General features: G+C 73.1%; 17 protein-coding genes and 2 pseudogenes. 8 read left to right on the top strand and 11 right to left on the bottom strand.

Annotated elements, in window-relative coordinates; all coding sequences use genetic code 11:
* Nucleotides 1-40: 40 nt before the first annotated feature.
* From ACQP1S_RS07685 to ACQP1S_RS07665, 5 genes and pseudogenes are all read left to right on the top strand, one after another.
* Nucleotides 41-1006, top strand: a complete 966-nt coding sequence (locus ACQP1S_RS07685) for a glutathione S-transferase family protein (RefSeq protein ID WP_432904629.1) — start codon at nucleotides 41-43, stop codon at nucleotides 1004-1006.
* Nucleotides 999-1535, top strand: a pseudogene (locus ACQP1S_RS07680) (DUF998 domain-containing protein); the annotation flags it as partial. The gene ACQP1S_RS07685 and the pseudogene ACQP1S_RS07680, both read left to right, overlap by 8 nt.
* A gap of 121 nt (nucleotides 1536-1656) precedes the next feature.
* Nucleotides 1657-1869, top strand: coding sequence for a DUF1720 domain-containing protein (locus ACQP1S_RS07675; RefSeq protein ID WP_432904626.1), 213 nt, complete (start codon nucleotides 1657-1659; stop codon nucleotides 1867-1869).
* A 159-nt stretch (nucleotides 1870-2028) separates the two neighbouring features.
* On the top strand, nucleotides 2029-3336 hold the full coding sequence (locus tag ACQP1S_RS07670) for a dicarboxylate/amino acid:cation symporter (protein ID WP_432907856.1): 1308 nt from the start codon (nucleotides 2029-2031) through the stop codon (nucleotides 3334-3336).
* 104 nt (nucleotides 3337-3440) lie between these two features.
* The gene (locus ACQP1S_RS07665) at nucleotides 3441-4508 is read left to right on the top strand and encodes an NADH:flavin oxidoreductase/NADH oxidase (protein ID WP_432904623.1); all 1068 of its coding nucleotides are present in this window, start codon (nucleotides 3441-3443) and stop codon (nucleotides 4506-4508) included.
* Between the two features lie 172 nt (nucleotides 4509-4680).
* On the opposite strand, the gene ACQP1S_RS07660 is transcribed toward ACQP1S_RS07665, so the two are convergent.
* Both ACQP1S_RS07660 and ACQP1S_RS07655 read right to left on the bottom strand, forming a co-directional pair.
* Nucleotides 4681-8358, bottom strand: a complete 3678-nt coding sequence (locus ACQP1S_RS07660) for an ATP-binding cassette domain-containing protein (RefSeq protein WP_432904620.1) — start codon at nucleotides 8356-8358, stop codon at nucleotides 4681-4683.
* Nucleotides 8359-8593: 235 nt separating this feature from the next.
* Nucleotides 8594-9433, bottom strand: a complete 840-nt coding sequence (locus ACQP1S_RS07655) for a GNAT family N-acetyltransferase (protein WP_432904617.1) — start codon at nucleotides 9431-9433, stop codon at nucleotides 8594-8596.
* Nucleotides 9434-9593: 160 nt separating this feature from the next.
* Between ACQP1S_RS07655 and ACQP1S_RS07650 the strand changes: the two genes are divergently transcribed.
* A complete protein-coding gene (locus ACQP1S_RS07650; RefSeq protein ID WP_091245987.1) occupies nucleotides 9594-10172 on the top strand; it encodes a PadR family transcriptional regulator in 579 nt (192 codons plus the stop codon).
* A gap of 72 nt (nucleotides 10173-10244) precedes the next feature.
* On the opposite strand, the gene ispG is transcribed toward ACQP1S_RS07650, so the two are convergent.
* The 8 genes from ispG to ACQP1S_RS07610 all read right to left on the bottom strand — a co-directional run bounded on the left by ispG (nucleotide 10245) and on the right by ACQP1S_RS07610 (nucleotide 19824).
* Nucleotides 10245-11417 carry a flavodoxin-dependent (E)-4-hydroxy-3-methylbut-2-enyl-diphosphate synthase gene (gene ispG / locus ACQP1S_RS07645; protein WP_432904614.1) on the bottom strand — a complete coding sequence of 391 codons (1173 nt, stop codon included), beginning with the start codon at nucleotides 11415-11417 and terminating at the stop codon, nucleotides 10245-10247.
* A gap of 7 nt (nucleotides 11418-11424) precedes the next feature.
* Complete coding sequence (locus tag ACQP1S_RS07640; RefSeq protein WP_432904611.1) at nucleotides 11425-12666, bottom strand: M50 family metallopeptidase; 1242 nt, start codon at nucleotides 12664-12666, stop codon at nucleotides 11425-11427.
* Nucleotides 12666-13877 carry a 1-deoxy-D-xylulose-5-phosphate reductoisomerase gene (gene dxr / locus ACQP1S_RS07635; RefSeq protein WP_432904608.1) on the bottom strand — a complete coding sequence of 404 codons (1212 nt, stop codon included), beginning with the start codon at nucleotides 13875-13877 and terminating at the stop codon, nucleotides 12666-12668. The genes ACQP1S_RS07640 and dxr overlap by 1 nt, the downstream gene beginning before the upstream one ends.
* Before the next feature lie 43 nt (nucleotides 13878-13920).
* Nucleotides 13921-14685 (bottom strand): Uma2 family endonuclease, encoded by a 765-nt coding sequence (locus ACQP1S_RS07630; protein WP_432904605.1) that lies wholly within the window; start codon nucleotides 14683-14685, stop codon nucleotides 13921-13923.
* Nucleotides 14686-15280: 595 nt separating this feature from the next.
* Nucleotides 15281-15487: a DUF397 domain-containing protein gene (locus tag ACQP1S_RS07625; protein WP_432904602.1), complete on the bottom strand. Its 207-nt coding sequence runs from the start codon at nucleotides 15485-15487 to the stop codon at nucleotides 15281-15283.
* Nucleotides 15478-16284, bottom strand: coding sequence for a Scr1 family TA system antitoxin-like transcriptional regulator (locus ACQP1S_RS07620; protein ID WP_432904599.1), 807 nt, complete (start codon nucleotides 16282-16284; stop codon nucleotides 15478-15480). The genes ACQP1S_RS07625 and ACQP1S_RS07620 overlap by 10 nt, the downstream gene beginning before the upstream one ends.
* Before the next feature lie 1048 nt (nucleotides 16285-17332).
* A complete protein-coding gene (locus ACQP1S_RS07615) occupies nucleotides 17333-18892 on the bottom strand; it encodes a pectate lyase family protein (RefSeq protein ID WP_432904596.1) in 1560 nt (519 codons plus the stop codon).
* Between the two features lie 365 nt (nucleotides 18893-19257).
* A complete protein-coding gene (locus ACQP1S_RS07610) occupies nucleotides 19258-19824 on the bottom strand; it encodes a GNAT family N-acetyltransferase (RefSeq protein WP_432904593.1) in 567 nt (188 codons plus the stop codon).
* Nucleotides 19825-19875: 51 nt separating this feature from the next.
* On the opposite strand from ACQP1S_RS07610, the pseudogene ACQP1S_RS07605 reads away from it, so the two are divergent.
* Nucleotides 19876-20706 (top strand): annotated as a pseudogene (locus ACQP1S_RS07605) (YhjD/YihY/BrkB family envelope integrity protein); the annotation flags it as partial.
* On the opposite strand, the gene ACQP1S_RS07600 reads toward ACQP1S_RS07605, so the two are convergent.
* On the bottom strand, nucleotides 20655-23039 hold the full coding sequence (locus ACQP1S_RS07600) for an MMPL family transporter (RefSeq protein ID WP_432904590.1): 2385 nt from the start codon (nucleotides 23037-23039) through the stop codon (nucleotides 20655-20657). The pseudogene ACQP1S_RS07605 and the gene ACQP1S_RS07600 overlap by 52 nt on opposite strands.
* Nucleotides 23040-23445: 406 nt before the next feature.
* Here ACQP1S_RS07600 and ACQP1S_RS07595 point away from each other — a divergent pair, with 406 nt between their 5' ends.
* Nucleotides 23446-25047, top strand: coding sequence for a phytoene desaturase family protein (locus tag ACQP1S_RS07595; protein WP_432904587.1), 1602 nt, complete (start codon nucleotides 23446-23448; stop codon nucleotides 25045-25047).
* The last annotated feature ends 86 nt before the right edge of the window (nucleotides 25048-25133 follow it).

The raw sequence follows: 25133 nt of genomic DNA, 5'->3' as shown, positions 1-25133 counted from the left end.
GACGCCGGTCGGCCGGGCCCGCGCCGGATAGGTTGGCGGTATGACCCGGGCCCAGTTCAGCGCAGAGACCTCCGGCGGCGGGGCGTTCGTCCGCCAGCCCAACCGGTTCACCGGCCGGGTCACCCCGCACTCCACCTCGCCTGCGGGCGGCGGCCCGGACGACCAGGGTCGCTGGCCGTTGGAGGCCGGCCGGTACCGGTTGATCTGGTGCCGGGCCTGCCCGTGGGCGCACCGGGCCCGGATCGTGCGCGGCCTGCTCGGCCTGGACGAGGTGATCTCGCTGGGCACGGTCGACCCGATCCGCGACGAGCGGGGCTGGCGGTTCACCCTCGACCCGGACGGCTTCGACCCGGCGCTGGGCATCGGCTTCCTCTCCGAGGCCTACCTCGCCACCGATCCGGACTACACCGGTCGGGTGACCGTGCCGGCGCTGGTGGACACGCTGACCGGCCGGGTGGTCACCAACGACTATCCGCAGCTCACCCTCGACCTGTCGACCGAGTGGCGACGCCTGCACGCCCCGGACGCGCCCGACCTCTACCCGGTCGCGTTGCGTCCGGAACTGGACGCGCTGATGGCCGAGATCCACGCCGACGTCAACAACGGCGTCTACCGGTGCGGCTTCGCCACCTCCCCGCAGGCGTACGACGAGGCGTACACGGCGTTGTTCGACCGGTTGGACGTGCTGTCGCGGCGGTTGGCCGGGCAGCGTTACCTGATGGGTGACGCGATCACCGAGGCGGACGTCCGGTTCTTCACCACCCTGGTCCGCTTCGACGTGGCGTACCACGGGCACTTCAAGTGCAACCGGCAGAAGCTGACCGAGATGCCGGTGCTGTGGGCGTACGCCCGGGATCTGTTCCAGACCCCGGGGTTCGGGGAGACGGTGGACTTCGACCAGATCAAGCGGCACTACTACGCCACCCACCGCGAGATCAATCCCACTGGCGTGGTGCCGGCCGGCCCCGACACCTCCGGCTGGCGTACGCCGCACGGCCGTGCCTGATCCCGTCCCCGGTCGGGTCCGCACCGCTGCCGGGTGGGCCGCCGCCGGCTGCGTGCTGGCCGGCACGGTCGCGGTGACCGTCGCCGTCGCGGCCGGTCCGGGCCTGTCGAGCGGGTACGTCAGTGAGGCCGGCGTCACCGGCAGCGCTGTCGCGTCGACGTACCGGATGGGGGTCCTCGTCCTGGCGGCGGCGCTGCTGTCGCTGGCCGCCGCGCTGCCGGCGGCGCTGCGGATCGCGGCCGGCCTGCTCGTGGCCGGCGCGGCCGGCGCGGTGCTCTCCGGGGCGGTGACGTGCAGCGCCGGTTGCCCACTGCCGCCGTTCGAGGCGACGACGCCGGCCGACCTGGTGCACGCCGGGGCCAGCATCGCGGCGGCCGGGGCGACCGTGCTCGCGATGCTGGTGGTCGGGTTCCTCCGCCCGACGACGGCGGCCCTGCGGCGGGCGGCCCGGGGGGCCTCGGTGGTGGCGTTGCCGGTGGCCGTGCTCGTCGCGCTGGGTCTGCTGACCGTGGGCCGGGGTGCCCTGGTGGGTGGCCTGGAACGGCTGCTGCTGGCGGTCTGCCTCGGTTGGGGCCTGGTCACCGCGCTGCTGCTGACCCGACCCCGGCCCGACGTGCCCGCAGCACTCCGGCCCGGTGCGGACCGGCCCGATGCCTGCGCAGCGGACCGACCCGATGCCTCCGCAGCGGACCGGCCCGATGCCTGCGCAGCGCTCCGAACCGGTGCCTCCGCAGCGGACCGGCCCGGTGCGGACGGCGATCAGGAGAGCGCCGAACGTGACGAACGGGTCGCCGGGTCGAGAACAGCCGTGTAAGGAGCCTCACGCCGAGCGCTCCTTCCACCTGTCGGTCGGCCGGGAGTAGCGTCGACAGGCGATGACCAATGTCTGGCACCTCACCGTGCGCCTGTACGTCGATCTCCGACGTCAGGCCAGCGGGGTCTGTCCGGCGCAGCCGCGCTCCTGACGCTGCCCGTTCGACCGACCCCCTACCGACCTTGGACGCATCCTGATGGCTTCCACCCTGCGCAAGTTCCCCTTCTCCGCCCAGATCCTGCTCGGCCTCGTGCTCGGCGTGGCGCTCGGCTTCCTCGCCCGCGCCAACGACCTGAGCTGGCTGGCCAGCACCCTCGACACCGTCGGCGGGCTCTTCGTCCAACTGCTCAAGCTGGCCGTCCCGCCGCTGGTCTTCACCGCCATCGTGGTCAGCGTGGTCAGCCTGCGCGGGGTGGCCAACGCCGCCCGGCTGGCCCTCAAGACGCTGCTCTGGTTCGGGATCACCGCGTTGATCGCGGTGGGCATCGGCATCGGCATCGGCCTGCTCACCGACCCGGGCCGGGGGGTGACCCTGGACGTCGGCGGCGCCACCGCACCGAAGACCACCGGCTCGTGGACGGACTTCCTCACCGGCATCGTGCCGACCAACCCGGTCGGGGCGTTCGTCGAGGGCAACGTGCTCCAGATCGTCTTCCTCGCCGTGGTGGTCGGTGCCGCCGCGCTGCTGGTCGGCGCGGCTGCCGAGCCGTTCGTCGAGGTCAACCGCGCGGTGCTGAGCATCGTGCAGAAGGCGCTGTGGTGGGTGATCCGGCTCGCCCCGATCGGCACCCTCGGGTTGATCGGCCACGCCGTCGCCGCGTACGGCTGGGACCTGCTGGCCCCGCTGGCGAAGTTCACCACCGCCGTCTACGTCGGCTGCGCCATCGTCCTGTTCGTGGTCTACCCGCTGCTGCTGGTCACCGCCGGCCGGCTCAACCCGCTGCGCTTCTTCGCCGGTGCCTGGCCGGCGATCGAGCTGGCCTTCGTGTCCCGTTCCTCGGTGGGCACCATGCCGGTGACCCAGCGCTCCGTCGAGCGGCTCGGCGTCCCCCGCGAGTACGCCTCCTTCGCGGTGCCGTTCGGCGCGACCACCAAGATGGACGGCTGCGCCGCGATCTATCCGGCGCTCGCCGCGATCTTCGTGGCCCAGGTCTTCGGGGTGGACCTCGGCGTCGGCGACTACCTGCTGATCGCCTTCGTCTCGGTCGTCGGTTCGGCCGCCACCGCCGGCCTGACCGGTGCCATCGTGATGCTCACCCTGACCCTGAGCACGCTGGGCCTGCCGCTGGCCGGGGCCGGTCTGCTGCTGGCGATCGACCCGATCCTCGACATGATCCGCACCGCCACCAACGTGGCCGGGCAGGCCGTCGTGCCGACCATCGTGGCCGCCCGCGAGGGCACCCTGGACCGGGACGCCTACGCCAACGCCGGCCGGCGCGACCTGATCGACGCCGACGGGAGCACCGACGCCGACCGGCCCGCCCGCAGCGACGAACTGACGCCGGCACCCGCCTGAGCGCGCCGACCGCGGTCCCGGTCGCCGGGACGGCCGGGACCCCTCCCGGGGCGCACCGCGCCCCGCACCGCACCGCCGCCCGCCCGTACCGGAGGATCACCCGTATGAGTGCCCTGTTCACCCCGCTCGCCCTGCGCGGCGTCACCCTGCCCAACCGGATCGCCCTCGCGCCGATGTGCCAGTACAGCGCCGGCCCGGACGGCCTGCCCACCGACTGGCACCGGGTGCACCTCGGCTCCCGGGCCGTCGGTGGCGCCGGCCTGATCGTCACCGAGGCCACCGCGGTCGTCCCTGAAGGGCGGATCAGCCCCGAGGACACCGGCATCTGGTCCGACGGGCACGTCGACGCGTGGCGTCCGGTCACCGCGTTCGTCGCCGGCCAGGGGGCGGTGCCCGCCGTGCAACTCGCGCACGCCGGGTTCAAGGCCAGCACGTACCGGCCCTGGGCGCAGGAGCGCGGCGGGGTGCCGGACGCCGACGGCGGTTGGCGGCCGGTCGGCCCCGGGGCCGAGCCGTTCCTGCCCGACTACCGGCAGCCGACCGCGCTGGACGAGGCCGGGATCGCCGGGGTGGTGTCGGCGTTCGCCACCGCCGCCGGCCGGGCGGTGGACGCCGGCTTCGCCGTCGTGGAGATCCACGCCGCGCACGGCTACCTGCTGCACGAGTTCCTGTCCCCGCTGACCAACCACCGCACCGACGGCTACGGCGGGGACCGGTCCGCCCGGATGCGGCTCACCCTGGAGGTGGCCCGTGCGGTCCGCGCCACCGTCGGCGAGCAGGTGCCGGTGCTCACCCGGATCTCCGCCACCGACTGGGTCGACGGCGGTTGGACGGTGGACGACAGCGTGGCGCTCGCCGCCGAGTTGGCCGCGACCGGGGTGGACCTGGTGGACGTCTCCTCCGGCGGGGCGGCGGCCAGGGCCACCATCCCGGTCGGGCCGGGCTACCAGGTGCCGCTGGCCGCCCAGATCCGCCGCGAGGCGGGCGTGGCCACGGGCGCGGTCGGCCTGATCGTCGAGCCGGAGCAGGCCGAGCAGATCGTCGCGGCCGGGGAGGCCGACCTGGTGCTGCTCGGTCGGGAGCTGCTCCGCGACCCGTACTGGCCGCGCCGGGCCGCGGCCAAGCTCGGCGCCAGCTCCGACTGGCCCGACCCGTACGCCCGCGCCTTCTGACCGCACCCGGGCTGTCGGCTTGCGGTAACTCCTGCGGGGAGAGTTGTCGTCGCTGAAGCGACGACAACTCTCCCGAACCTGCGGCCCCCACCGCGCCGGCCGGCCCGACGCGGCCGGCCAGACCCGACCCGACCCGACCCGACCAGGCCCGACCGACGCGGGTCGGGCGGGGTCAGCCGGCCAGGTGGCCCCAGTCGCCCTCCAGGTCCCGCCACGGGCCCTGGGCGGCGGCCGTGCCGTCGACCAGCACCACCACGTGGTCGGCGCGGACCAGCGCCGCCCGCTTCGAGGTGGAGCCGACCACGGTCACCCCGTGCGCGCGCAACGCCGCCCAGAGCGCCAACTCGGTGGTGACGTCCAGGGCGGACGACACGTCGTCGGCGACCAGCAGCTCGGTGCGCGGCGCGAGCGCCCGGGCCAGCGCCAACCGCTGCAACTGCCCGCCCGAGAGCCGGGTGCCCTTGTGCCCGATCAGCAGCCCCAACCCACCCCCGGCCGCCAGGTCGTGCGCCAGCTGGGCGGTGCTCACCGCACCGTCGGCGTCCACGTCGTGCCCGAGGGCGATGTTGTCGGCGACCGTGCCGGAGAGCACCCGGGGCAGCTGACCGACGTAGCCGACCTGCTGCGGGCGCAGGAACAGCTCCGGCTCGGTCACCGGCTCACCGTTCCAGCGCAGCTCGCCGACGTGGTGCACGATCCCGGCCAACGCCCGCAGCAGTGAGGACTTGCCGGACCCGACCGGCCCGACCACCAGCACCAGCTGGCCCCGGTCCACGGTCAGGTCGACGTCCCGCACGGCGAGGGTGCCGTCGGAGTGCAGCGCCCCGAAGCCGGCCAGCTCCAGCCGGCGCAGTGGCCGGCGCGGTGGCGGCTCCGGCGCGGGGGCGGTGCCGGCGGCGAGGTCCACCCCGGGCACCTCCGCCGAGTACGCCCCGATCCCGGTCATCGCCACCGTCCGGCGGGTCCAGACCCGGGCCGACGGGTACTGCGAGACCAGGGACGCGGTGGTCCAGGCGAACCAGCGGGCCGCGCCGAGGGTGGAGACGACGACCAGGGTGGCACCGGCGGACAGCCCGCCGGCCAGAAAGAGCGCCCACGCCCCGATCGGCAGCAGGCCGCTCGCCACCGACGGGGTGGACCGGGCCCACACCTGTGCGGCGATCTCCCGCCGCTGCCGGTCGCTGCGGACCAGGTCCAGGGCGGAGAGGTGGGCGAGCACCGGCCGGGTCGCGCCGGCCAACTTGACCGTACGGGCCGCCGACAGCGAGGAGACCAGCGCGGTGGCGAACGCGGCACGGGCCGCCACGGTGTCCCGGGCGGAACGCTCCAGTCCCGGGCCGAACAGGGTGGCGGCGAGCCCGGAGACGGCCATCGTGCCGAGGAAGAACAACGCCGGCACCAGACTGCCCGTGACCAGCGTCATGGTCACCATGGTCACCAGGGCGATGAACTGGTCCATCAGGTTGTCGGCGAGCTGCACGACCCGTTCGGTGTCGCCGCTCTGGGCCACCACCTCCGCCGGGGTGTGCCGGCTGGTGCGGCGCGGGCCGGTCTGCCCGTGCACCAGCCGCAGGCTCATCCGCAGCATCTGCCGGACCCACCACTGGGGGAACCGCACGTTGGTCCAGTAGGGCAGCGGCAGCACGACCACCAGCGCGGCGGCGATGCCGATCGCCGGCAACCACGGGTCGCCGCCATCGACGACGTCCGCCCAGAGCCAGGGCAGCACGGTCCCGTCCAGGCCGAGCACCGTGATCACCATGAACAACGCGACCGACAGCAGGCCGAAGCGCGGGTCGTTCATGCCCAGCCGCAGGATCTCCCGCATCGTCCGGGTGGGCGGGACGGGTGGCAGCGGCGGCGGGTCCCCCTTCGGTACGGCGACCGCCGCCCGCCCGGACCCGCCGGCCCGGTCCGGCCCGTCGACGCCCGACCCGGTGCCGTCCGACCCGGGCCGGGGTGCGCCGCCGGCCACCGCTGCGGCGGCGTCCGACCAGGTGCCGTCCGGCCCGCCCCGGGCTGACGCGTCGGCGTCCGGCCAGGCACCGCCCGAACCGGCGTCGTCCGCCCAGGTGTCCGCCCGCCCGCCCGGGTCCGGCCAGGCCGCCCCCGGACCGTCGAGCAGGTCCACCCCGCCCCGGGCGGTGCCCGTGGAGGCCGCGCCGACCGGGGTGTACGCGGCGGCGTGGCTGGTGGCGAGCAGCTCGGCGAAGCGGGCCGAGGAGTGCAGCGGCCCGGCCTCCAGGACCGCCCCGTCGGCCATCACCACCACCTCGTCGCAGCGCCGCACCGAGGAGAGCCGGTGCGCGATGATGATGCCGATCCGGTCGGTGAGCAGACGTTCGGTCGCCTCGCGTACCCGGACCTCGGTGACCGGGTCGAGCCGCGCGGTGGCCTCGTCGAGGACCACCACGTGCGGGTCGCGGACCAGGATCCGGGCGAACGCCACCAACTGCTCCTGACCGGCGGAGAGCACGTGACCGCCCTCGCCCAGCCGGGTCCGGATGCCGTCCGGCAGCTCCGCGACCCAGCCGGTGAGCCCCAGCTCGGCCAGCGCCCGGGGGGCGTCGTCGAGCAGGTCCGGGTCGAACAGGGCGACGTTCTCGGCGAGGGTGCCGGCCAGGATCTCGGTGCGCTGCGGCACCACCGCGATCCACCGGCGCAGCTCCTCCACGTCCAGGTCGCACAGGTCGGTGTCGCCGAGCAGGACGGTCCCCCGGGGCACCTCGACCGCCCGGGTGAGCACCTTGGTCAGGGTGGACTTGCCGGACCCGGTCCGGCCCACCAGCGCGTACGACCGGCCCCGGACGAAGCTGAGCCGGATGTCACGCAGCGCCGGCCCGCGCTCGCCCTCCCCGGTCGCCGGGTAGTGGAAGGTGAGCCCGCGCAGCGTCAGGTCACCGTCGGTGGGGGTGACCCCGCCGGCGGGCTCCTGCCGGGCGTCGGAGAGCAGCAGGACCCGGGCCCAGGCGCCGAGCGCGTACTGGAGGTGCGGCACCCAGCGGGCGAGGTGTTCGACGGTCGCGCCGAAGCTCAACGCGAGCAGCCAGATCGCGGTCAACCGGGCCCCGTCGACCCGGCCGGTGGTCAGCGCCCAGGCTCCGGCGAGCACCACCCCGGCGATGCCGACCCGGATGGTGCCGGCGGCGACGGCGGTGACCCGCGCCGACATCAGGAAGACCCGGCGGCAACGGGCCAGCACCTCGGCGGCCCGCCGGGCGTACAACCGCAGCACGTACGGCTGGGCGAGGCTGGTGCGGACGTCGTCTTGGCCGTGCACCGCCTCCTCCATCACGGCGGCCAGGTCGGACCAGGCTTCCTCCTCGAACATCCGGGCCGGCGCGATGGCGGCGGTGGGACGGCGCAGCAGCACCCCGAGCAGCGCGGTGAGCAGCAGCATGACGACGCCGGCCGGCCACCAGACGAACAGGGCGCTGACCGTGGCGAGCAGGCAGAGCACCAACCCCTGCACGAGCCGTACGCCGGTGTTGCGCAGCTCGGAGGCGACCTGGTAGACGTCGTTGTCGATCCGGTCGAGCAGCTCGCCGACCGGGGTGCCCTCCAGGGTGGGCAGATCCTGCCCGAGGGCGACCCGGCAGAGCCGGCGGCGCACGTCGGCGGACCAGTCGGCGGTGATGCCCGCCATCAGCAGCGCGATCACCAATTCGCCGAAGACGGCGACGACCAGCGCGACGACCAGCGCCACGAACCAGCCGGCCGAGCGGTGCACCAGCACCGGGCCGGCGATCGCCGAGGCGGCGGCCTGACCGGCGGCACCGAGCACGACGAGCACGATCACGACCGTCACGCGGCGCGGCGCGGAGGCCCAGAGATCACGGAGCAGGCGCATGGAGATTCCCTCCGGGACTCGGGGTGGCGGTCCCCCCAGCCTGACCCCCCCGAACCCCTCCCCTCAACGCATTTACCACCCACTCCCTCCCACGCCACGCTGCCCCGCCCCACCCGCCAGCCCCGGTGATCAAGAGGTTTAGGTCAACAATCTCGCTCGGAGTGACCTAAACCTCTTGATCACCGGGGCGAGAGAGGGCGGAGGGCGAGAGAGGGGGCGGAGGCCAGCCTCACGGTCAGAAGAGGATGGTGGCCAGGGTGCCTACGGGGTGGAAGCCGCAGCGTTGGTAGACCCGGCGGGCGGGGAGGTTGAAGTCGTTGACGTAGAGGCTGACGGTGGGGGCGACCCGGAGCAGCGCGTCGCGTACCACGGCGGCCATCGCGGCGGTGGCGATCCCGCGTCCCCGCCACTGCGGTGCCACCCAGACGCCCTGGATCTGGGCGGTCCGGCGGGTCACCACCGCCAACTCGGCCTTGAACACGACCTCCCCGTCGACCAGGCGGGCGTACGCCCGACCGGCCCGGACCAGGTCCTCGACCCGTCGGCGGTAGGCCCGGCCGTCGTCGTCGGCCAGCGGTGAGACGCCGACCTCCTCGGCGTACATCGCGACGGCCGCCGGGAAGAGCCGGTGGACCTCGTCGGGCCGGACCCGACGCACCTCGGGGTCGACCGGGATGCGGGGCAGGGTGTCGGTGGCCAGCAGGGGCTGATTGGGGCGTACGTCGCGGGCCGGGCCCCAGTGATCGGCGAGCCGGTCCCAGAGGCCGAGCACCGCGTCGGCCCGCCCGACGATGGAGGAGCAGAGTCGTTCCTCGGCGGAGAGCTGCTCGGCGAAGGCGGCGACGGCCGAGTCGGTGGCGAGGATCGGGGTGAGGTTGCCGCCGAGCCAGCAGATCGACTCCAGGTTGCGGCGGGTGCCGTAGCCGAGGATGCGCCCCTCGGCCCGCCACCAGGCCAGCCCTCGGGCGGAGACCCGCTCGGCGACCTGCGCGCCCGCGAACGGGTCGAGGTCGAGCAGCCGCTCGACCGCACGGCGCTCCGACTCTCCCAGTTGGCGTACCGGCACCGTCAGCACGGTTACCAGCCTGCCAGATACAGGCGGTGGTCCGCCGGGCGACCGGCGCAGCCGCCTGTCCGCCGGCCCCGGCCCGATCTCACCGCGAACACCCTTGCCGGCGACACGTTGGCGATATATCGTTGATGCATCAGCGACACTCTACGGAAGGAACGACACGATGGGATTCCACCGTCGGATCCATGCACTACAGGAGGCACGGCAACGCGGCTTCGGCTTCCCGCCCGTACCGCCCGGCCCGCACGGGCACGGGGGTTGGGGCGGCGGCCGGGGCGGTCGCGGGCGGGGCCGGGGACGCCGGCCGAACGTCCGGGGCGCGGTGCTGGCCCTGCTCACCGAGCGGCCGATGCACGGCTACGAGATGATCCAGGAGATCGACTCCCGCACCGGCGGGGCCTGGCGGCCCAGCCCCGGATCGATCTACCCGACCCTGCAACTGCTGGAGGACGAGGGCGTCATCGCCGCCAGCGCCGATCCGGCCGGCGGCGGGCGCAAGCGGTTCGACCTCACCGACGCCGGTCGGGAGGAGGCCACCACCGCCGCGCAGACCCCGCCCTGGGCGGAGTTCGCCGAGGACACCGTCAACAGCTGGCACGACATCCGTGACGCCGGGGCGCAGGCCATGCACGCGCTGCGGCAGGTGATGATGACCGGCACCGACGACCAGCGGGAACGCGCCGCCCAGGTGCTCGACGAGACCCGACGCAAGCTGTACGCGATCCTCGCCGAATCCGAGTGACCAGGCCCGCACGTGCGAAGGGCGGCCGTCCCCCCGCGGGGCACGGCCGCCCTTTTCGGCGGTGGCTACGGGTCAGTGCACGGTGACGGTGGCGCCGGGGATCATGTCCCGCAACTCCTCGGGGATCTCCGCGCCCATCTCGTCGGCGATCCGCAGCGCCTCTTCGATCAGCGTCTCGACGATCTGGCTCTCGGGGACGGTCTTGACGACCTGCCCCTTGACGAAGATCTGCCCCTTGCCGTTGCCGGAGGCGACGCCGAGGTCGGCCTCGCGGGCCTCGCCCGGCCCGTTCACCACACAGCCCATCACGGCGACCCGCAGCGGCACCGGCAGCCCTTCCAGGCCGGCGGTGACCTCCTCGGCGAGCTTGTAGACGTCCACCTGGGCCCGCCCGCAGGACGGGCAGGAGACGATCTCCAGGCCCCGTTCGCGCAGGCCCAGCGACTCCAGGATCTGGTTGCCGACCTTGATCTCCTCGACCGGCGGCGCGGACAACGACACCCGGATCGTGTCGCCGATCCCCTCGGCGAGCAGCGCCCCGAAGGCGACCGCCGACTTGATGGTGCCCTGGAACGCCGGGCCGGCCTCGGTCACGCCCAGGTGCAGCGGGTAGTCGCACTGCTCGGCCAGCTGACGGTACGCCCGGATCATCACCACCGGGTCGTTGTGCTTGACCGAGATCTTGATGTCCCGGAAGCCGTGCTCCTCGAACAGCGAGCACTCCCACAGCGCCGACTCGACCAGCGCCTCGGCGGTGGCCTTGCCGTACTTGGCGAGCAGCCGCTTGTCGAGCGAGCCGGCGTTGACGCCGATCCGGATCGGCGTACCGGCGGCGGAGGCGGCTGCCGCGATCTCCCGGACCTTGTCGTCGAACTGGCGGATGTTGCCCGGGTTGACCCGGACGGCCGCGCAGCCGGCGTCGATCGCGGCGAAGACGTACTTCGGCTGGAAGTGGATGTCGGCGATCACCGGGATCTGCGACTTCCTGGCGATCGCCGGCAGCGCCTCCACGTCGTCCTGGCTGGGCACGGCGACCCGGACGATCTGGCAGCCGGAGGCGGTCAGCTCGGCGATCTGCTGGAGGGTGGCGTTGACGTCGGAGGTGAGGGTGGTGGTCATCGACTGCACCGAGACGGGGGCACCACCACCGACCGGCACCGAGCCGACCATGATCTGGCGGCTGGTCCGGCGCGGGGCGAGCGGCGGGGGCGGTACGGCGGGCATACCGAGGCTGACAGCGGTCACTAGACACTCACCTTGTGAAGAGGGTGATCGGGTTGACGATGTCTGCGGTGGCGGTGAGCAGTGTGAACGCGCCACCGATGAGGATCACCGCGTACGTGATGGGCATCAGCTTGAGGTAGTCGACCCGGCCCGGGTCGCGCCGGCCGATCCGGGCATAGAGCCAGGAGCGGGCCCGTTCGAACCAGGCGATGGCGATGTGGCCGCCGTCGAGGGGCAGCAGCGGCAGCAGGTTGAACACGCCGACGAAGAAGTTCAGCGAGATGAACAGCAGGACCAGCAGCTGCCAGACGCCGTTCTCCAGCGCCTCACCGCCGAGCCGGCTGGCCCCGACCACGCTGATCGGGGTGTCCTTGTCGCGTTCGCCGCCGGTGATGGCGGTCCACAGGGCGGGGATCTTGTCGGGGATGCGCTTGAGCGCCTCGTAGGTGCCGACGGCCAGGTCCTTGGTGTAGCCGGCGGTGGCCGGGATCGCCTCGACCGGGCCGTAGGTGACGTTCGCCGGGACGCCGGGCGGGAGCATCGGGCCGGCGACGCCGAGGGCGGAGACGGTGATCGGGGCGCCGTCCGGGTCGTCCAGCGGCTTGCGCTGCACGGCGGCGAGGCCGGCCCGGACCTCGCCGGCCACCCCGTCGCGTTCGTAGCTGATCGTCGCCGGCTGGCCCGGGGGCAGCTCACGGACGGTCTTGACCAGCGCGGTGTAGTCGGCGACCTGGACCCCGTTCACCGCGACGATCTTGTCGTCGTCGCGCAGCCCGGCCTGCTTGGCGGGGCTGACCGGGTCTCCGGGGGCGCACTCGCGGGCCGCGTCGGTGGGGATGACGCAGTCGACGACCTTGACGTGCGCCGGCAGCGGGTTGGGCAGATCCTTGTTGGGCAGGCCCATGAACATGGCGGCCAGCCAGATCGCGATGACGGCCAGCGCGAAGTGGGTGACCGAGCCGGCGGACATCACGATCGTCCGCTTCCAGACCGGGTAGCGCCACATCGCCCGCTTCTCGTCACCGGGTTCGACGTCGTCGTCCTGCGGCGTCATTCCGACGATCTTGCAGAAGCCACCGAGCGGGATGGCCTTGAGGCCGTACTCCGTCTCGCCTCGGCGGAACGACCAGATGGTCGGCCCGAAGCCGACGAAGTAGCGGGTGACCTTCATTCCGAACGCCTTGGCGGTCAGCATGTGACCGGCCTCGTGCAGGCTCACCGAGATGAGGATCGCCAGGGCGATCACCACCACCCCGAGCAGATAGAGCATCAGGCTTCCTTCCCCGACCCCGAGATGATCTCCTGCGCGTGCGCGCGCGCCCACGATTCGGCGGCGAGCACGTCCTCGACGGTACCTGGTTCACCGAAATCGGGGGCCTCCTCCAACACCCGCTTCAAGGTGTCGACGATGCCGAGGAACGGCAACCGGCCGGCGACGAACGCCGCCACGCACTCCTCGTTCGCCGCGTTGTAGACCGCCGGCCTGCTGCGGCCCGTCTCACCGGCCGCCTTGGCCAACGCCACCGCCGGGAACGCCTCGTCGTCGAGGGGGGCGAACTCCCAGGTGTGGGCGGTGGTCCAGTCGACGGCGGCGGCGGCGTCACCGACCCGGTCGGGCCAGCCGATGCCGAGCGCGATGGGCAGCCGCATGTCCGGCGGGCTCGCCTGGGCCAGGGTGGAGCCGTCGACGAACTCGACCATCGAGTGGATCACCGACTGCGGGTGCACCATCACGGTGATGTCGGCGTAGGGCACGTCGAACAGTTCGTGCGCCTCGATCACCTCCAGCGCCTTGTTGACCATGGTGGCCGAGTTGATCGTGACGACCGGCCCCATGTTCCAGGTCGGGTGGGCAAGCGCCTGCTCCGGGGTGACCCCGGTCAGCTCGTCGCGCCCCCGCCCCCGGAACGGCCCGCCGCTGGCGGTGACGACCAGCCGCCGCACCTCACCGCGCGTCCCGCCGCGCAGGCACTGGGCCAGCGCCGAATGCTCCGAGTCCACCGGCACGATCTGCCCCGGCCGCGTCACCGCGGCCTTCACCAGCGGGCCGCCGGCCACCAGCGACTCCTTGTTGGCCAACGCGAGGGTACGACCGCAGCGCAGCGCGGCCAGCGTCGGCGCGAGCCCGAGCGACCCGACCACCCCGTTGAGGACCACGTCGCAGGGCCACTGCGCCAGCTCGGTCATCGCGTCCGGGCCGGCAATGATCTTCGGCAGCTTGAAGTCCCCGGTGGCCCAGCCGCGCCGGCTCGCCTCGGCATAGAAGGCGAGTTGGAGATCCTGCGCGGCGGACGCCTTCGCCACCCCGACCGCGTCCACCGCCAGTTCGAGCGCCTGGGTGGCAAGCAACTCGACGTTGCCGCCGCCGGCACCGAGCGCCACCACCCGGAACCGGTCCGGGTTGCGCCTGACGATGTCGATCGCCTGGGTGCCGATCGAACCGGTCGAGCCGAGCAGTACGAGATCCCGGGGAGTTGTCACGCGGCCATTCTGCCCCGGCCACGCTGTACTCCCGCTGGGAGCCTCACCCCTCGACGTCGCCCTCCCCGCCCGGCGTCTCCCCGCCGGGCGGTTCCGCCTCCGCGACCGGTGCCTCCTCGCCGAGAAGGTCGGCCGGATCGATACTGAACTCGAAGGGCTGCCGCATGACGAACGTCGTCCCGGCGGCAGCCGCCGCGACCGGCCGGTACTCCCCGTCGGTCAACTCGAAGAGCGCGATGGTGGACACCCGGTTGCGCAGGTCGACGCGGAGGAAGAACGGGACACCGGCGGCGGCGTACTCGCGGGGCCGGTCGATCACGTCCTTACGCCGGTTACCCGGCGAGACGACCTCACCGAGCAGCACGGCGTGGCCGATGTCCATCGTCGTCCGCCCGCCACCGGGAACGTCGAGGATCACGATGTCAGGAATGAAGAGGTCGGCCCCGGAGATGATGTTGGCTTCGGCGTAGAGCCACAGCTTTTCTCGGCGGGCCGCCTGCTTGAGCAGGTAGGCCAGATCCAGCTCGGCATTCTGATGGTCGTATCCGGCATGTGGTGTCACGATCACGCTTCCGCTCAGGACCTCAACCTTGGGGCCGTTGGTCTCCGGCAACAGGTCGAGGGCGAGCTGGGCGGTCCACGGCTCGTCGTGCCAGCGCAGCACGTCGAACGACGGCCCGGTCGGCCGGTCGCCCGACCCTTGCGACTGACCGCTGGACTCGGGCCACTGGGACGTCGGCTCGGGCAACGGGGACGTCGGCTCGGGCGACTGCGGTGCCGGCTCGGGCGCGAATGCGGCCTGGGCCATCCGGGCTCACCCCCTCAGCGGAACATCCTGCTGCTCCCAGCCTAGTCGCCGCAGCCCCGCCACCGGACCGTCGCACCACCAGTGCGTCACCCGCCCGCCCGGCCGCGCCCGCCCAGCGGGCCTTGATCAACACATCGGGGCCGATATGGGGGTGTCCGGGGCGATCGAATACCCCAACCTCGGCCCCATTGAGTCGATCACCACGCCGAGAGGCGAGCCCGGCGGGGCGGGCCTGTCACGGCTACGGATGACCGCACCGACGGTGGTACGACCACGACACCGCCGGGGCGAGGAACGGCGATGAACCCGGCGGGCAGCTTCGGCGGCAGTGCGGGTCGGTTGTGGGTGGAGCCGAAGTCGCCCGATCCGCCGACCCCATGCCGATCCCGCCTACCGCCGCCCCACACCCATCCCCTGCGGCCCCCACACCCGTGCCGCCTAACGCCAAGATCGTGCTCGATCCGGGATGTAGTGGTCTCGAACCATGAGGATCCACTACATCCCGGAAGTAGCACGACCTTGGCGAGGGCGCGAGGGCGCGAGGGCGCGAGGGCGCCTGAGCTTCTTTGATCCTGGGCGATGGTGAGTGGAGCCGCTACGGGCGAACGACGAACGAGCCCGCTCTGGTCGCAGCGACGAACCCGGCCCAGGCGGCGGGCGCGAAGGTCAGTGCGGGTCCGCGCCGGTCTTTACTGTCCCGCACCCCGACCACCTGCGGCAGATTCGTCGCCACCTCCACACAGGTCGAGCCACCGTTGTCGCTACGGGTCGACTTGCGCCAGACAGCGCCGCTCAGCTCCATGACTTCGCCAACTCCCGAATGAGATCCCGGGACGCCCTGCGTGGCAGTGCTTCCCCGCGCAGGCTCTCCCATCTGCGCTGAAGGCTATCAACGTCGTCAGGCCGGTCGGTGATGTGCGCGCGCAGCGCGCTGTCCAGGTGCGCCACCTCGCCGCCGTCGGGCACGCGGACCAGGATGAACGGGCCGGCCAGGCCGGCATGCATCCCCGCATCCGTCGGCACCACGTGCAGACTGACGTGCGAGTGCTCGGTCAGCCGCAGCAGATGCTCGAACTGTTCGATCATCACCGCCGGCTCACCGATCGTCCGGCGCAGCACCGTTTCGTCGATCACCGCCACCACCTCGGGCGGGTGATCCCGGGTCAGCACTTCCTGCCGCTCCATTCGGGAGGAAACACGCTGCTCGATCTCACTCGCGCGGAGCATCCCGCCGCCGTGCAGCACCGCGCGGGCGTACTGCTCGGTCTGGAGGAGGCCGGGGATGAGTGACGGCTCGAACCAGCGGATCAATGTCGCCTCCCGCTCCACGCTGATCCACTCGCGCAGCCACGGTGGGGCGGAGTCGGCGCGTACCAGGGTGAGTAGCCGCTCGAAGAGGCCGCCGGCTTCCAGGACCGCATCTGTTCGGGTGATGAAGTCCTGTGACGGCGTACGGTGGCCGATCTCCACCATGCCCACCAGCGACGACGAGTAGCTGATCTGTTGGGCCAGGTCCTCCTGGCTCAGCCCGCGTTCCCGGCGCGCCCGGCGCAACTCCGCCCCGAGGAATTCCAGGGTCGACATCGGTCCACTGGTCATCACACCTCCACCACACGTCTGGCACTGGCCGCCAGCGCCGGCCACCAGGGCGGACCCGCTCGGCACACCCGACGCTGAGGCCGCACGCCACCTTCCCGACAGTAGTCGCTCCACAGCAGAGTGCGAACAGGCGGCAGTCGCTTGTGGCCCGGCCAGGGCGTCCGGAGCGACGCAGCGCTTGCGGAAGGAGTAGCGGATGAGGAAGCACGACAGGCCGGTACCGACGGCACCACGGCATCGGCGGGACTGGTTCCGGTGGGGTCGGCACTGCACCTGTGGACTGCGCTGGCCGTGCCCGGACCGGCTGTCCGCCGTACCGCCGCGAGAACCGCCACCGCCCCCGCTGCCGGTGCCGCGCCACCACCTGTGGAACGGCCCCACCGCCGCCTACTGGGTGGGCGCTCACCCGGGGCCAGGCCCGCCGGGCGAACGGCCGCCACCGGTGACCCCGCCGACCGAGGACACACGGCGCGGCCTGCCGGCAACGGCCGTGCCCCCGCCGCCGGACGACACACGGCGGGAGCGACCGGCGACGGCCGTGACTCCGCCGACGGACAGCGCACGGCGTGGGCGGCCGGCAGCGGTCCGGACGGACGGCTCCGGTCGGCATGTCGCCGCCCGGCCCGCCTGGCGGCGCCGGGCCTGTGCCGCCCCGTGGCCCTGCCAGCCGGCCAAGCTGAGCCTGCGGCGGGAGTACGCCCACGACCGGCCGGCGCTGGCCATCTACCTCTGTCTGCTCATGCACGACGCGATCACCGATCGCTGCGGGTCGGCACCGGCACGGTCGACCCGGCCGCCTATTTCACCCGCTTCCTCGCCTGGACCCGCCACGACCGGCCGCCGCCCAACCTGCCACCCGGCCCGCCCTCCAAGCCACCACCCGACCTACCGCCCGGTCCGCCCTCCGGGTCGTCGCCCTCATCCGCGCCCGCCGACGCGGGTTGATCGACACAACGGGGCCGATGTAGGGGTGTCCCCGTCGACCGGACACCCCAACATCGGCCCCATTGAGTTGATCATCGCCCCGGGACCTGCCCGGGGACGACGGTCAGGCGTAGGTCTCGAACTCGGCGACCTTCGGGGTGGCAGCAGAGCTGTTGATCCGGAAGGTGATCTTCTTCAGCGAGGTCCGGGGGAAGGTGACCACGCCGGCCCGGCTGCCGGAGGCCAGCACCGCGCCGGTGTCGCCGTTGAGGACCTGCCAGGAGGTGATGCTGCCGGCCGAGCCCGACGCCTCCCGGATGTTGATCGAGGAGATGCTGGTTGCGGAGCCCCACTTGATCGAGATGTCACCGGTCGACCCGGCCGGCGACCAGAAGGTGCTCAGGTTGCCGTCGCGGACGTCGCCGTAGCTCGTACCGCTGGCCTTGCTGGAGCCGTCGGAGCCGGCACCGATGCTGAGGTTGGTCCCGCCGGGGTTGCTGGTGGGCGGCGGGGTGGTCGGAGCGGGCGTGGTCGGAGCGGGCGTGGTCGGTCCCGGGGTGGTCGGGGCCGGCGTCTGCGGCGAGCAGCTCCCGTTCGACTCCTTGAGGCCGGTGTTCGCACCGGCCGTCTGTCGGACGATGTCCGGCACGCAGCTCGCCCCGTCCAGCCGGTAGGAGTACGGAATGCTGACACTGGTGTTGGACGGCATGCCCGGGCCGGCGGGGTTGGTCTCGCTGCCGGGGCTGGACCAGGTCACGTTGTCCAGGATGTTCCCGCTGGCCTGCCAGTAGCCGGCCTCGCTGGTGTAGAAGGTGCCCAGGACGTCCCGGGAGTTCTTGAAGTAGTTGTTCTCCACCTTGGCCCGCGCACCGGCCCGGGAGTTGATCCCGGACTCGTTCAGCTGCACGTACGAGTTGTTGTAGGCGTGCGCGATCCCGCCCCGCAGCAGCGGCGCACGGGAGTCGATGTTCTGGTAGAGGTTGTGGTGGAAGGTGACGAAGCCGTTGCCCCGGTCGCTCTCGCTGGACCCGATCAGGCCGCCCCGCCCCGAGTTGCGCAGGATGCTGTACGACAGCGTCACGTACTGGACGTCGTCCTTCATGTCGAACAGCCCGTCGTAACCCGCCGACTCGCCACCGGACGCCTCCAGCGTGGCGTGGTCGACCCAGACGTTGCGCACGCTGCTCTCCATGCCGATGGCGTCACCGCCGTTGGAGATGGGCGAGCCCGACTTCTTGACGTTCCGGACGGTCACGTTCTGGATGATGATGTTGCGGGAGTCCCGGATGTGGATGCCGAGCTGGTCGAAGACCGCGCCACTGCCCACCCCGACGATGGTGACGTTGCTGATCTCCTTCAGCTCGATCTTGTCGGCGGCGGTGTTGCAGCTGCTGCCGGAGACCTTGGTGGTGTTGCCGTGGTTGATCGTGCCCTGCACCTCGATGACGATCGGGGTGCTGCTGCTGGCCCGGTTGCACAGGGCCGTGTGGATCGCGGTGCCCGTGCTGGCCCGGACGGTCTGCCCGCCCGCGCCGCCGGTGGTCCCACCGTTCTGGGTGGCGTAGCCGCTGGCGCTGCCGGCCGCCGCCGACGCCTGGTGCATCGGCAGGGCCACGCAGATCGCGGCACCGACGGCCGCCGTGGCCAGCCCCGCCTGGACTCGTCGTGCAACTGGTCGTCTCATCCTCGCGTCACCTTTCTCATTGCCTGGTGGTGGTGCCGCTGCCGGGGGTGTGGTGCTGGTGTGGTGCCCGGCCGGGCGGCGGTGATGGTGGTGATCCTGCGAACCTGTGCGCGCCGGGGACGGGCCGGGCCTTCGCGGCCGTCAGGCGGAGTCGCCGGTCGGCCAGGGTGGTGGCGCCGGTGTACCGGATCGACCCGCTCACCGTGCTGCCGCGCACGGCGAACTGGCGCCTCCGGCGGCAGCAAACTCGCCGAGGCACCCGCAAGGAGCATCTGGAAAGCGCTTTCCACAAGCGAGAATAGGACGACGTCTATCGATACCGCAAGATGTCGTCCGGATTACGGGCTAATGACCACTTGAGTCGGCTAATGACCACCTAGGGTGCCCGGGAGCGCCCGGCGGACGAAGGTCTCCAACTCCTCGCCGCCGTACCAGTCGGTGCGCCGGCCCAGGTGGGTCATGCCGAGCCGGCGGGCCACCGCCATCGACGCCACGTTGCCGGGGGAGACCACCGCGTACACCTGCGGGGTGCCGGTGGCGAGTTCCCGGTCGACCAGGGCGCGGGCCGCCTCGGTGGCGTACCCGTGGCCCCACGAGTCGGGGTGCAGGTGCCAGCCCACCTCGATGTCGCCGGTGGGCACCTGCTCGTCCCGGCCGGGCAGCGGCTTGAGCAGGATCGTGCCGACCACCAGGCCGGTATCGCGCACCTGCACCGCCCAGCTGCCGTACCGGTCACCGTGGTCGGCGTGCCGGGCCCGCCAGAGCGCCAGCCGGTCGGCCGCCTGCGCGGGGTCGGTCAACGGCAGGCCGGGGGCCGCGCCCAGCCAGCGCACCACCTCGGTGCGGGAATAGAGGTCGAAGATCCGGGCCAGGTCGGCCGGCGAGTCGGTCCAGTTCCGCACGATCAGCCGGGCGGTGGTGAGCACGGTCATGTCGCGGGATCGTAATGCGTGCCCGCCGCCGTCCGGGGGAAGAACATCGCGATGGGCGACGCATGGCAGCGTACGAAGCGGATCACCAGTGCCGCGTTCCGGCCGGTACGCGGGCGGGATCTGTCCCTGCACGCCGCCGCGATCACCTTCTACGGGGCGATCGCCGTGGTGCCGGTGGCCCTGCTGGCGATCTGGCTGACCTCGCTGCTGGCCGGCGTGGACCGGGTACGCCGGCTCACCGCGTACGCCGTGGAGACGCTGCCGGACGCGATCGGCGCGCCCGATGCGGTGGACGCGCTGGTCAACGCCGGGGTGCGGTTGACCCCGCTGCTGGCGCTGGCCTCCCTGCTGCCCGCCTCGCTCTACGGTGAGGGGCTGCGCCGGGCCTTCGTCTCGGTGGCCGCGTCGCACACCGGCGAGTCGTTCGTCGGCTGGCGGGGGCGGTTGCTGCTGCTGCCGCTGCTCGCCCCCGCCCCCGCCCTGCTGCTGTCGATCCTCATCGCGCTGCCCACCACCACCCGGCTGATCCGGCAGGGCGGCTGGGTCGCCGCCCTCGGCATCGTGCTGTCGTTCCTGGCGGTGTGGCTGGTGCTCACCCCGGTGCTGATGTGGGTGTTCCGGGTGGTCGGGCCGGCCTCACCGGACTGGTTGTCGACGCTGGCGGTCGGCTCGTTCACCGCCGCCAACCTCTCCGGCTTCCTGCACGGCTTCGTGTTGTTCTGTTCGCTCCCGTTGGACCTCGGTGTCCCGTTCGGCGGCTTCGACCCGGTCGGGGCCGGCGTCGCGGTGCTGCTCTGGCTCTACCTGTTCCACGTGATCGTGCTGGCCGGCTACTCGGCCACCCTCGCGTTGTCCCGCTGGCGGGCCCGCCGCGCCGCCGCCTCCGGGTCCGCAGCCGGCTCCGGCTTCGGGGCCGCGTCCGCAGCCGTCGACGCCGGGGCGTCCGGGTCCGGGGTCGACGACGCCGGGGCCGCCGCAGCGAACCACGCCGAAGCGCTGACCGACCCGCCCGGGGTCCCCGCCACCACCGACGGGACCGCCGACGCCGACCCGCCTGGGGTCGCTGGCGGTTCCGCCGGGTCGTCGGTCTCGCGCAGGCCGTAGCGGGCCCAGAGCCGGGCCAGGGGTGCCGGGGCCCACCAGTTCCACCGGCCCAGCAGCCGCATGGTGGCCGGCACGAGCAGCGCCCGGACCAGCGTCGCGTCCACCACGATCGCCACGATCATGCCGACGCCGATCAGCTTGATGTAGGCCATCCCGCCGGTGGTGAAGCCGGCCACCACGATGATCAGCAGCAGCGCGGCGGCGGTGATGATCCGGCCGGTGCGTTGCAGGCCGGCGGCGACCGAGGCGGTGTTGTCGCCGGTGCGGTCCCACTCCTCGCGGACCCGGCTGAGCAGGAACACCTCGTAGTCGGTGGCCAGCCCGAACAGCACCGCGAGCATCAGGATGAGGTTGCTCGGCTCGATGAACCCGGTGGAGGTGAAGCCGAGCAGACCGGCCAGGTGGCCGTCCTGGAAGATCCAGACCACCACGCCGAACGACGCGCCGATCGACAGCAGGTTCATCAGCACCGCCTTGACCGGCAGCACCACCGAGCCGAAGGCGAGGAAGAGCAGCAGCAGGGTCGCGCCGGCCATCAGCAGTGCCATCCACGGCAGCCGGTCGCCGAGGCTGTCCAGCAGGTCCACGTCGGCGGCGGGCCGCCCGCCGACCAGCACCTCCGCCCCGTCCGGGCCGGGCAGGTCGCGCAGCGTCCGCACCAGGTCCCGGGCGTCGTCGCCGGTCGGCTCCCCCGGGTAGCTCACCGACAGCAGGGTGGACTCCCCCCGGGCCGCCGTGACCTGGACCCCGGTCACCCCCGGCACCGCCGCGATCCGGTCGGCGAAAGGCCGCACCGCGTCGGCCGGCGCTCCGGAGACCAGCACCTCGATCGGGGCGATCGTGCCGCCGGGGAACTCGGCGGAGATCCGCTCGGAGACCACCCGCGGCGCGGCGTCCGCCGGCAGCACCCGCTCGTCGACCCCGCCGAAGGTGATCCGCAGGAACGGGGTGGCCAGCACCGCGAGCAGCACCGCGACCCCCACCAGGTACCGCACCGGCCGGCGCATCACGCTGCGCGCGATCCGGGCCCAGGCACCACCCCCGTCACCCGCCGCCCGCCGGGCACCCCGCGTCCCCCGCCGCCACGGCAGCGGTACGCGCACCGCGTCCACCCGGTGGCCGAGCACCACCAGCAGGGCCGGCAGCACGGTGAGCGCCGCCAGCATGGCGATCAGGACGGCGGCCATCCCGCCGAAGCCCATCGAACGCAGGAACGGCTGCGGGAAGATCAGCAGGCTGGCCATGGCGAGCGCGACGGTCAGCCCGGAGACGAACACGGTGCGGCCGGCGGTGAGGATGGTGCGCCGGATCGCCTCGGCGGTGGTGCGCCCGGCGGCCAACTCCTCCCGGAACCGGCTGATGACGAACAGCGCGTAGTCCACCGCCATCCCGAGCCCGATGAGGGTGATCACGTTGATCGCGAAGATCGACACGTCGGTGACCATGTTGACCAGGCGTACCGCCACGAACGCGCCGAGGATGGCCAGGCCGCCGACGAGCAGCGGGGTGCCGGCGGCGACCAGGCCGCCGAAGATCAGCACGAGCAGCACCAGCAGCACCGGCATGGACAGCAGCTCGGCCCGGGTGATGTCCTCGGTGCTCTGGGTGGTGGCTTCCGCCTGGAACGCCACCAGCCCACCGACGTCGGTCCGCAGACCGGGGGCGTCCAGCGCGGGGCGCAGCGCCGCGAACTGCGCCGAGCGGGCGTCCTCGTCACCGCCGGTCAGCTTGACCAGCGCGTAGGTGGCCCGCCGGTTCTCGGCGACCAGCGCGGGCGCGGGCGCGTCGTACCAGGTGGTCACCGCGCCGACCTCGGCGCGCTGGCGCAGCCCGGCCACGGTGAAGGTGACCGGGTCGCGGAACTCCGGGTCGTCGACGGAGGCGGTGTCGCTGGACCAGAGCACGATCACGTCGGCGCCCTGCCGGCCCAGTTCGGCGGTGACCCGCTGCACCGTACGGCTGGACTCGCTCGCCGGGTCGTCGAACCCGCCCCCGGTCAGCTCGCCGAACACCCCGACACCCCAGGTGGCGCCGACGGCCATCAGCACCCCGGCGACGGCCAGCACCACCCACCGGGCGCGCACCACCACCCGCCCCCACCAGGCGAACATCACCTCTCCCCTCGTCGACCCCACCGACCCGCCGTCACCCACACCGGGCCGTCGACCGGCGGCGACCGGTGTCGGCCCCGCAGCGATCGCCGTCCACTATCGCAACAACCGTTCACGTTCGACGGGTCGGCCCGGCCTCCCCCGGTTACCGGAGCGGGAGGGGCACCACTTCCCGTGGTGACCGGTATGCCTGTGCGTCATATTCATGCCGCAGTGGCATGACGCGTTGCGCGGCTGATGCCGACACCCGGCCGACCCGACCCCGCCGGACCACCCCGGCCGACCCGGACCACCCGGCCCCGCCGGTCCCGCCAGTCCCGCCGGCCGACCCGGACCAACCGGCCCCGCCAGTCCCGCCGGTCGAGCCGGCAGACGGACGCCGCGCGCCGCACTAGGCTGCCCAGGCATGAGCGATGCGAGTGAGCTGCCGTCCCGCGCCGACGTCGTGATCATCGGAGCGGGGCACAACGGGCTGGTCTCCGCCGTCCTGCTGGCCCGCGCCGGGCTGGACGTGCTGGTGCTGGAGGCGGCGGAGGTGATCGGCGGGGCCACCCGCACCGAGAACCCGTTCCCGAAGGTGCCCGCGCTGCGCCACTCCACCGGGTCGTACCTGCTGGGGTTGATGCCCCCGGAGCTGCTCGCCGCCCTCGACGTGCGCATCCCGGTGCTGCGCCGCGACCCGCACTACTTCCTGCCCACCCCGGGCGGGCCCGGTGCGCCCTACCTGCTGATCGGCAGCGACACCGCCGCGACCCGACGGCAGCTCACCGAGTTCTTCTCCCCCGCCGACGTGGCCGCCGACGACGCGCTCCAGGCCGAGCTGGCGCAGCTCCGCACGGACCTGGCCCCGGCCTGGCTGACCGGGCCGCTGCCGGTGGAGCAGACCGCCGACCGGTACGTCCGCCCCGGGCTGCGGCAGACCTTCGTCGACCTGGTACGCGGCTCCGTCGCCGACTACCTGGCCCGCTTCGACTTCCGCTCCGAGCTGCTGGTCAGCATGTACGCGGTCACCGACGGGCTGTCCGGCCTCAACGCCGGCCCCGACGACCCCGGCACCGGCCACAACTTCCTGGTGCACAACATGTGCCGGCTGCCCGGTGCCGACGGCACCTGGATGATCGCCGAGGGCGGCATGGGCACCGTCTCCCGCACCTTCGCCGAGGCCGCCCGGTCGGCCGGGGCGACCATCCTGACCGGTGCCCGGGTAGCCGCCGTCACCCTGGCCGGGGGCGCGGCCTCGGGCGTCCGGCTCGCCGACGGCCGGGAGGTCGCCGCCGAGGTGGTGCTCGGCGCGTGTGACCCGTACCGGCTGATGGAGCTGGTGCCCGACGGCGCGCTGCCGGCGGAGTTGGGCGCGCGGATGGCGGCGGTCCGCCGGCCCGGCACCACCCTCAAGCTGAACCTGGCGCTGACCGGGCTGCCCCGGTTCTCCTGCCTGCCGGCGGACGCGCCCAGCCCGTTCGGGTCCACCATCCACCTGCTTCCCGGGTCCGCGTCGCTGCTCGGGGCGGGCGGTGAGTCGCCGATGGCGGCGCTGCGGGCGATGTGGGCGGACGTCCAGGCCGGTCGGCTGCCCGACGAACCGACCATCGAGTGGTACCTGCACACCACCGTCGACGCGTCGCTGTCCGACCCGGCCGGGCACCACTCGTCGGCGCTGTTCGTCCAGTCGGTCCCCTACACGCCGGCCGGCACCGACTGGGACACCGCGCTGCCCGGCTACGTCGCCCGCCTGGTGGAGATCTGCGAGCGGTACGCCCCGGGCACCGGTGACCTGATCGCCGACGCGGTGCCGCTCCCGCCGCCCGGCATCGAGGCGCACTTCGGCATCACCGGCGGGCACATCCACCACGTCGACAACACCGTCTCGTTCACCGACCGGATGCCCTACGCCACCGGCATCGACGGGGTGTACGCGGGCAGCGCCGGCTGCCACCCGGCGGGCAGCGTGATCGGCGCGGCCGGCCACAACGCCGCCCAACGCATCCTCGCCGACCTGGGCCGCTGACGCCCTCCGCTCCCGCCCGGCCCGCCCGGCCCGCGTCCGTCCCCCGCCCGGCCCGCCCGTCCCGCCCGGCCCGCGACGGGCCGCCG

This window comes from Micromonospora matsumotoense, assembly GCF_050951065.1.
GTDB classification, from domain to species: domain Bacteria; phylum Actinomycetota; class Actinomycetes; order Mycobacteriales; family Micromonosporaceae; genus Micromonospora; species Micromonospora matsumotoensis.
The sequence above is the reverse complement of the archived record's forward strand: the minus strand, read 5'-3'. Positions and strand labels throughout refer to the sequence as shown.

Excerpts from the sequence above, each read along its gene's own strand:
- ACQP1S_RS07685 (WP_432904629.1), top strand. The coding sequence starts at position 41 with ATGACCCGGGCCCAGTTCAGCGCAGAGACCTCCGGCGGCGGGGCGTTC.
- ACQP1S_RS07675 (WP_432904626.1), top strand. The coding sequence starts at position 1,657 with ATGCCTGCGCAGCGGACCGACCCGATGCCTCCGCAGCGGACCGGCCCG.
- ACQP1S_RS07665 (WP_432904623.1), top strand. The coding sequence starts at position 3,441 with ATGAGTGCCCTGTTCACCCCGCTCGCCCTGCGCGGCGTCACCCTGCCC.
- ACQP1S_RS07660 (WP_432904620.1), bottom strand. The coding sequence starts at position 8,358 with ATGCGCCTGCTCCGTGATCTCTGGGCCTCCGCGCCGCGCCGCGTGACG.
- ACQP1S_RS07650 (WP_091245987.1), top strand. The coding sequence starts at position 9,594 with ATGGGATTCCACCGTCGGATCCATGCACTACAGGAGGCACGGCAACGC.
- ACQP1S_RS07640 (WP_432904611.1), bottom strand. The coding sequence starts at position 12,666 with ATGCTCTATCTGCTCGGGGTGGTGGTGATCGCCCTGGCGATCCTCATC.
- ACQP1S_RS07630 (WP_432904605.1), bottom strand. The coding sequence starts at position 14,685 with ATGGCCCAGGCCGCATTCGCGCCCGAGCCGGCACCGCAGTCGCCCGAG.
- ACQP1S_RS07625 (WP_432904602.1), bottom strand. The coding sequence starts at position 15,487 with ATGGAGCTGAGCGGCGCTGTCTGGCGCAAGTCGACCCGTAGCGACAAC.
- ACQP1S_RS07620 (WP_432904599.1), bottom strand. The coding sequence starts at position 16,284 with ATGACCAGTGGACCGATGTCGACCCTGGAATTCCTCGGGGCGGAGTTG.
- ACQP1S_RS07615 (WP_432904596.1), bottom strand. The coding sequence starts at position 18,892 with ATGAGACGACCAGTTGCACGACGAGTCCAGGCGGGGCTGGCCACGGCG.
- ACQP1S_RS07610 (WP_432904593.1), bottom strand. The coding sequence starts at position 19,824 with ATGACCGTGCTCACCACCGCCCGGCTGATCGTGCGGAACTGGACCGAC.
- ACQP1S_RS07600 (WP_432904590.1), bottom strand. The coding sequence starts at position 23,039 with ATGTTCGCCTGGTGGGGGCGGGTGGTGGTGCGCGCCCGGTGGGTGGTG.
- ACQP1S_RS07595 (WP_432904587.1), top strand. The coding sequence starts at position 23,446 with ATGAGCGATGCGAGTGAGCTGCCGTCCCGCGCCGACGTCGTGATCATC.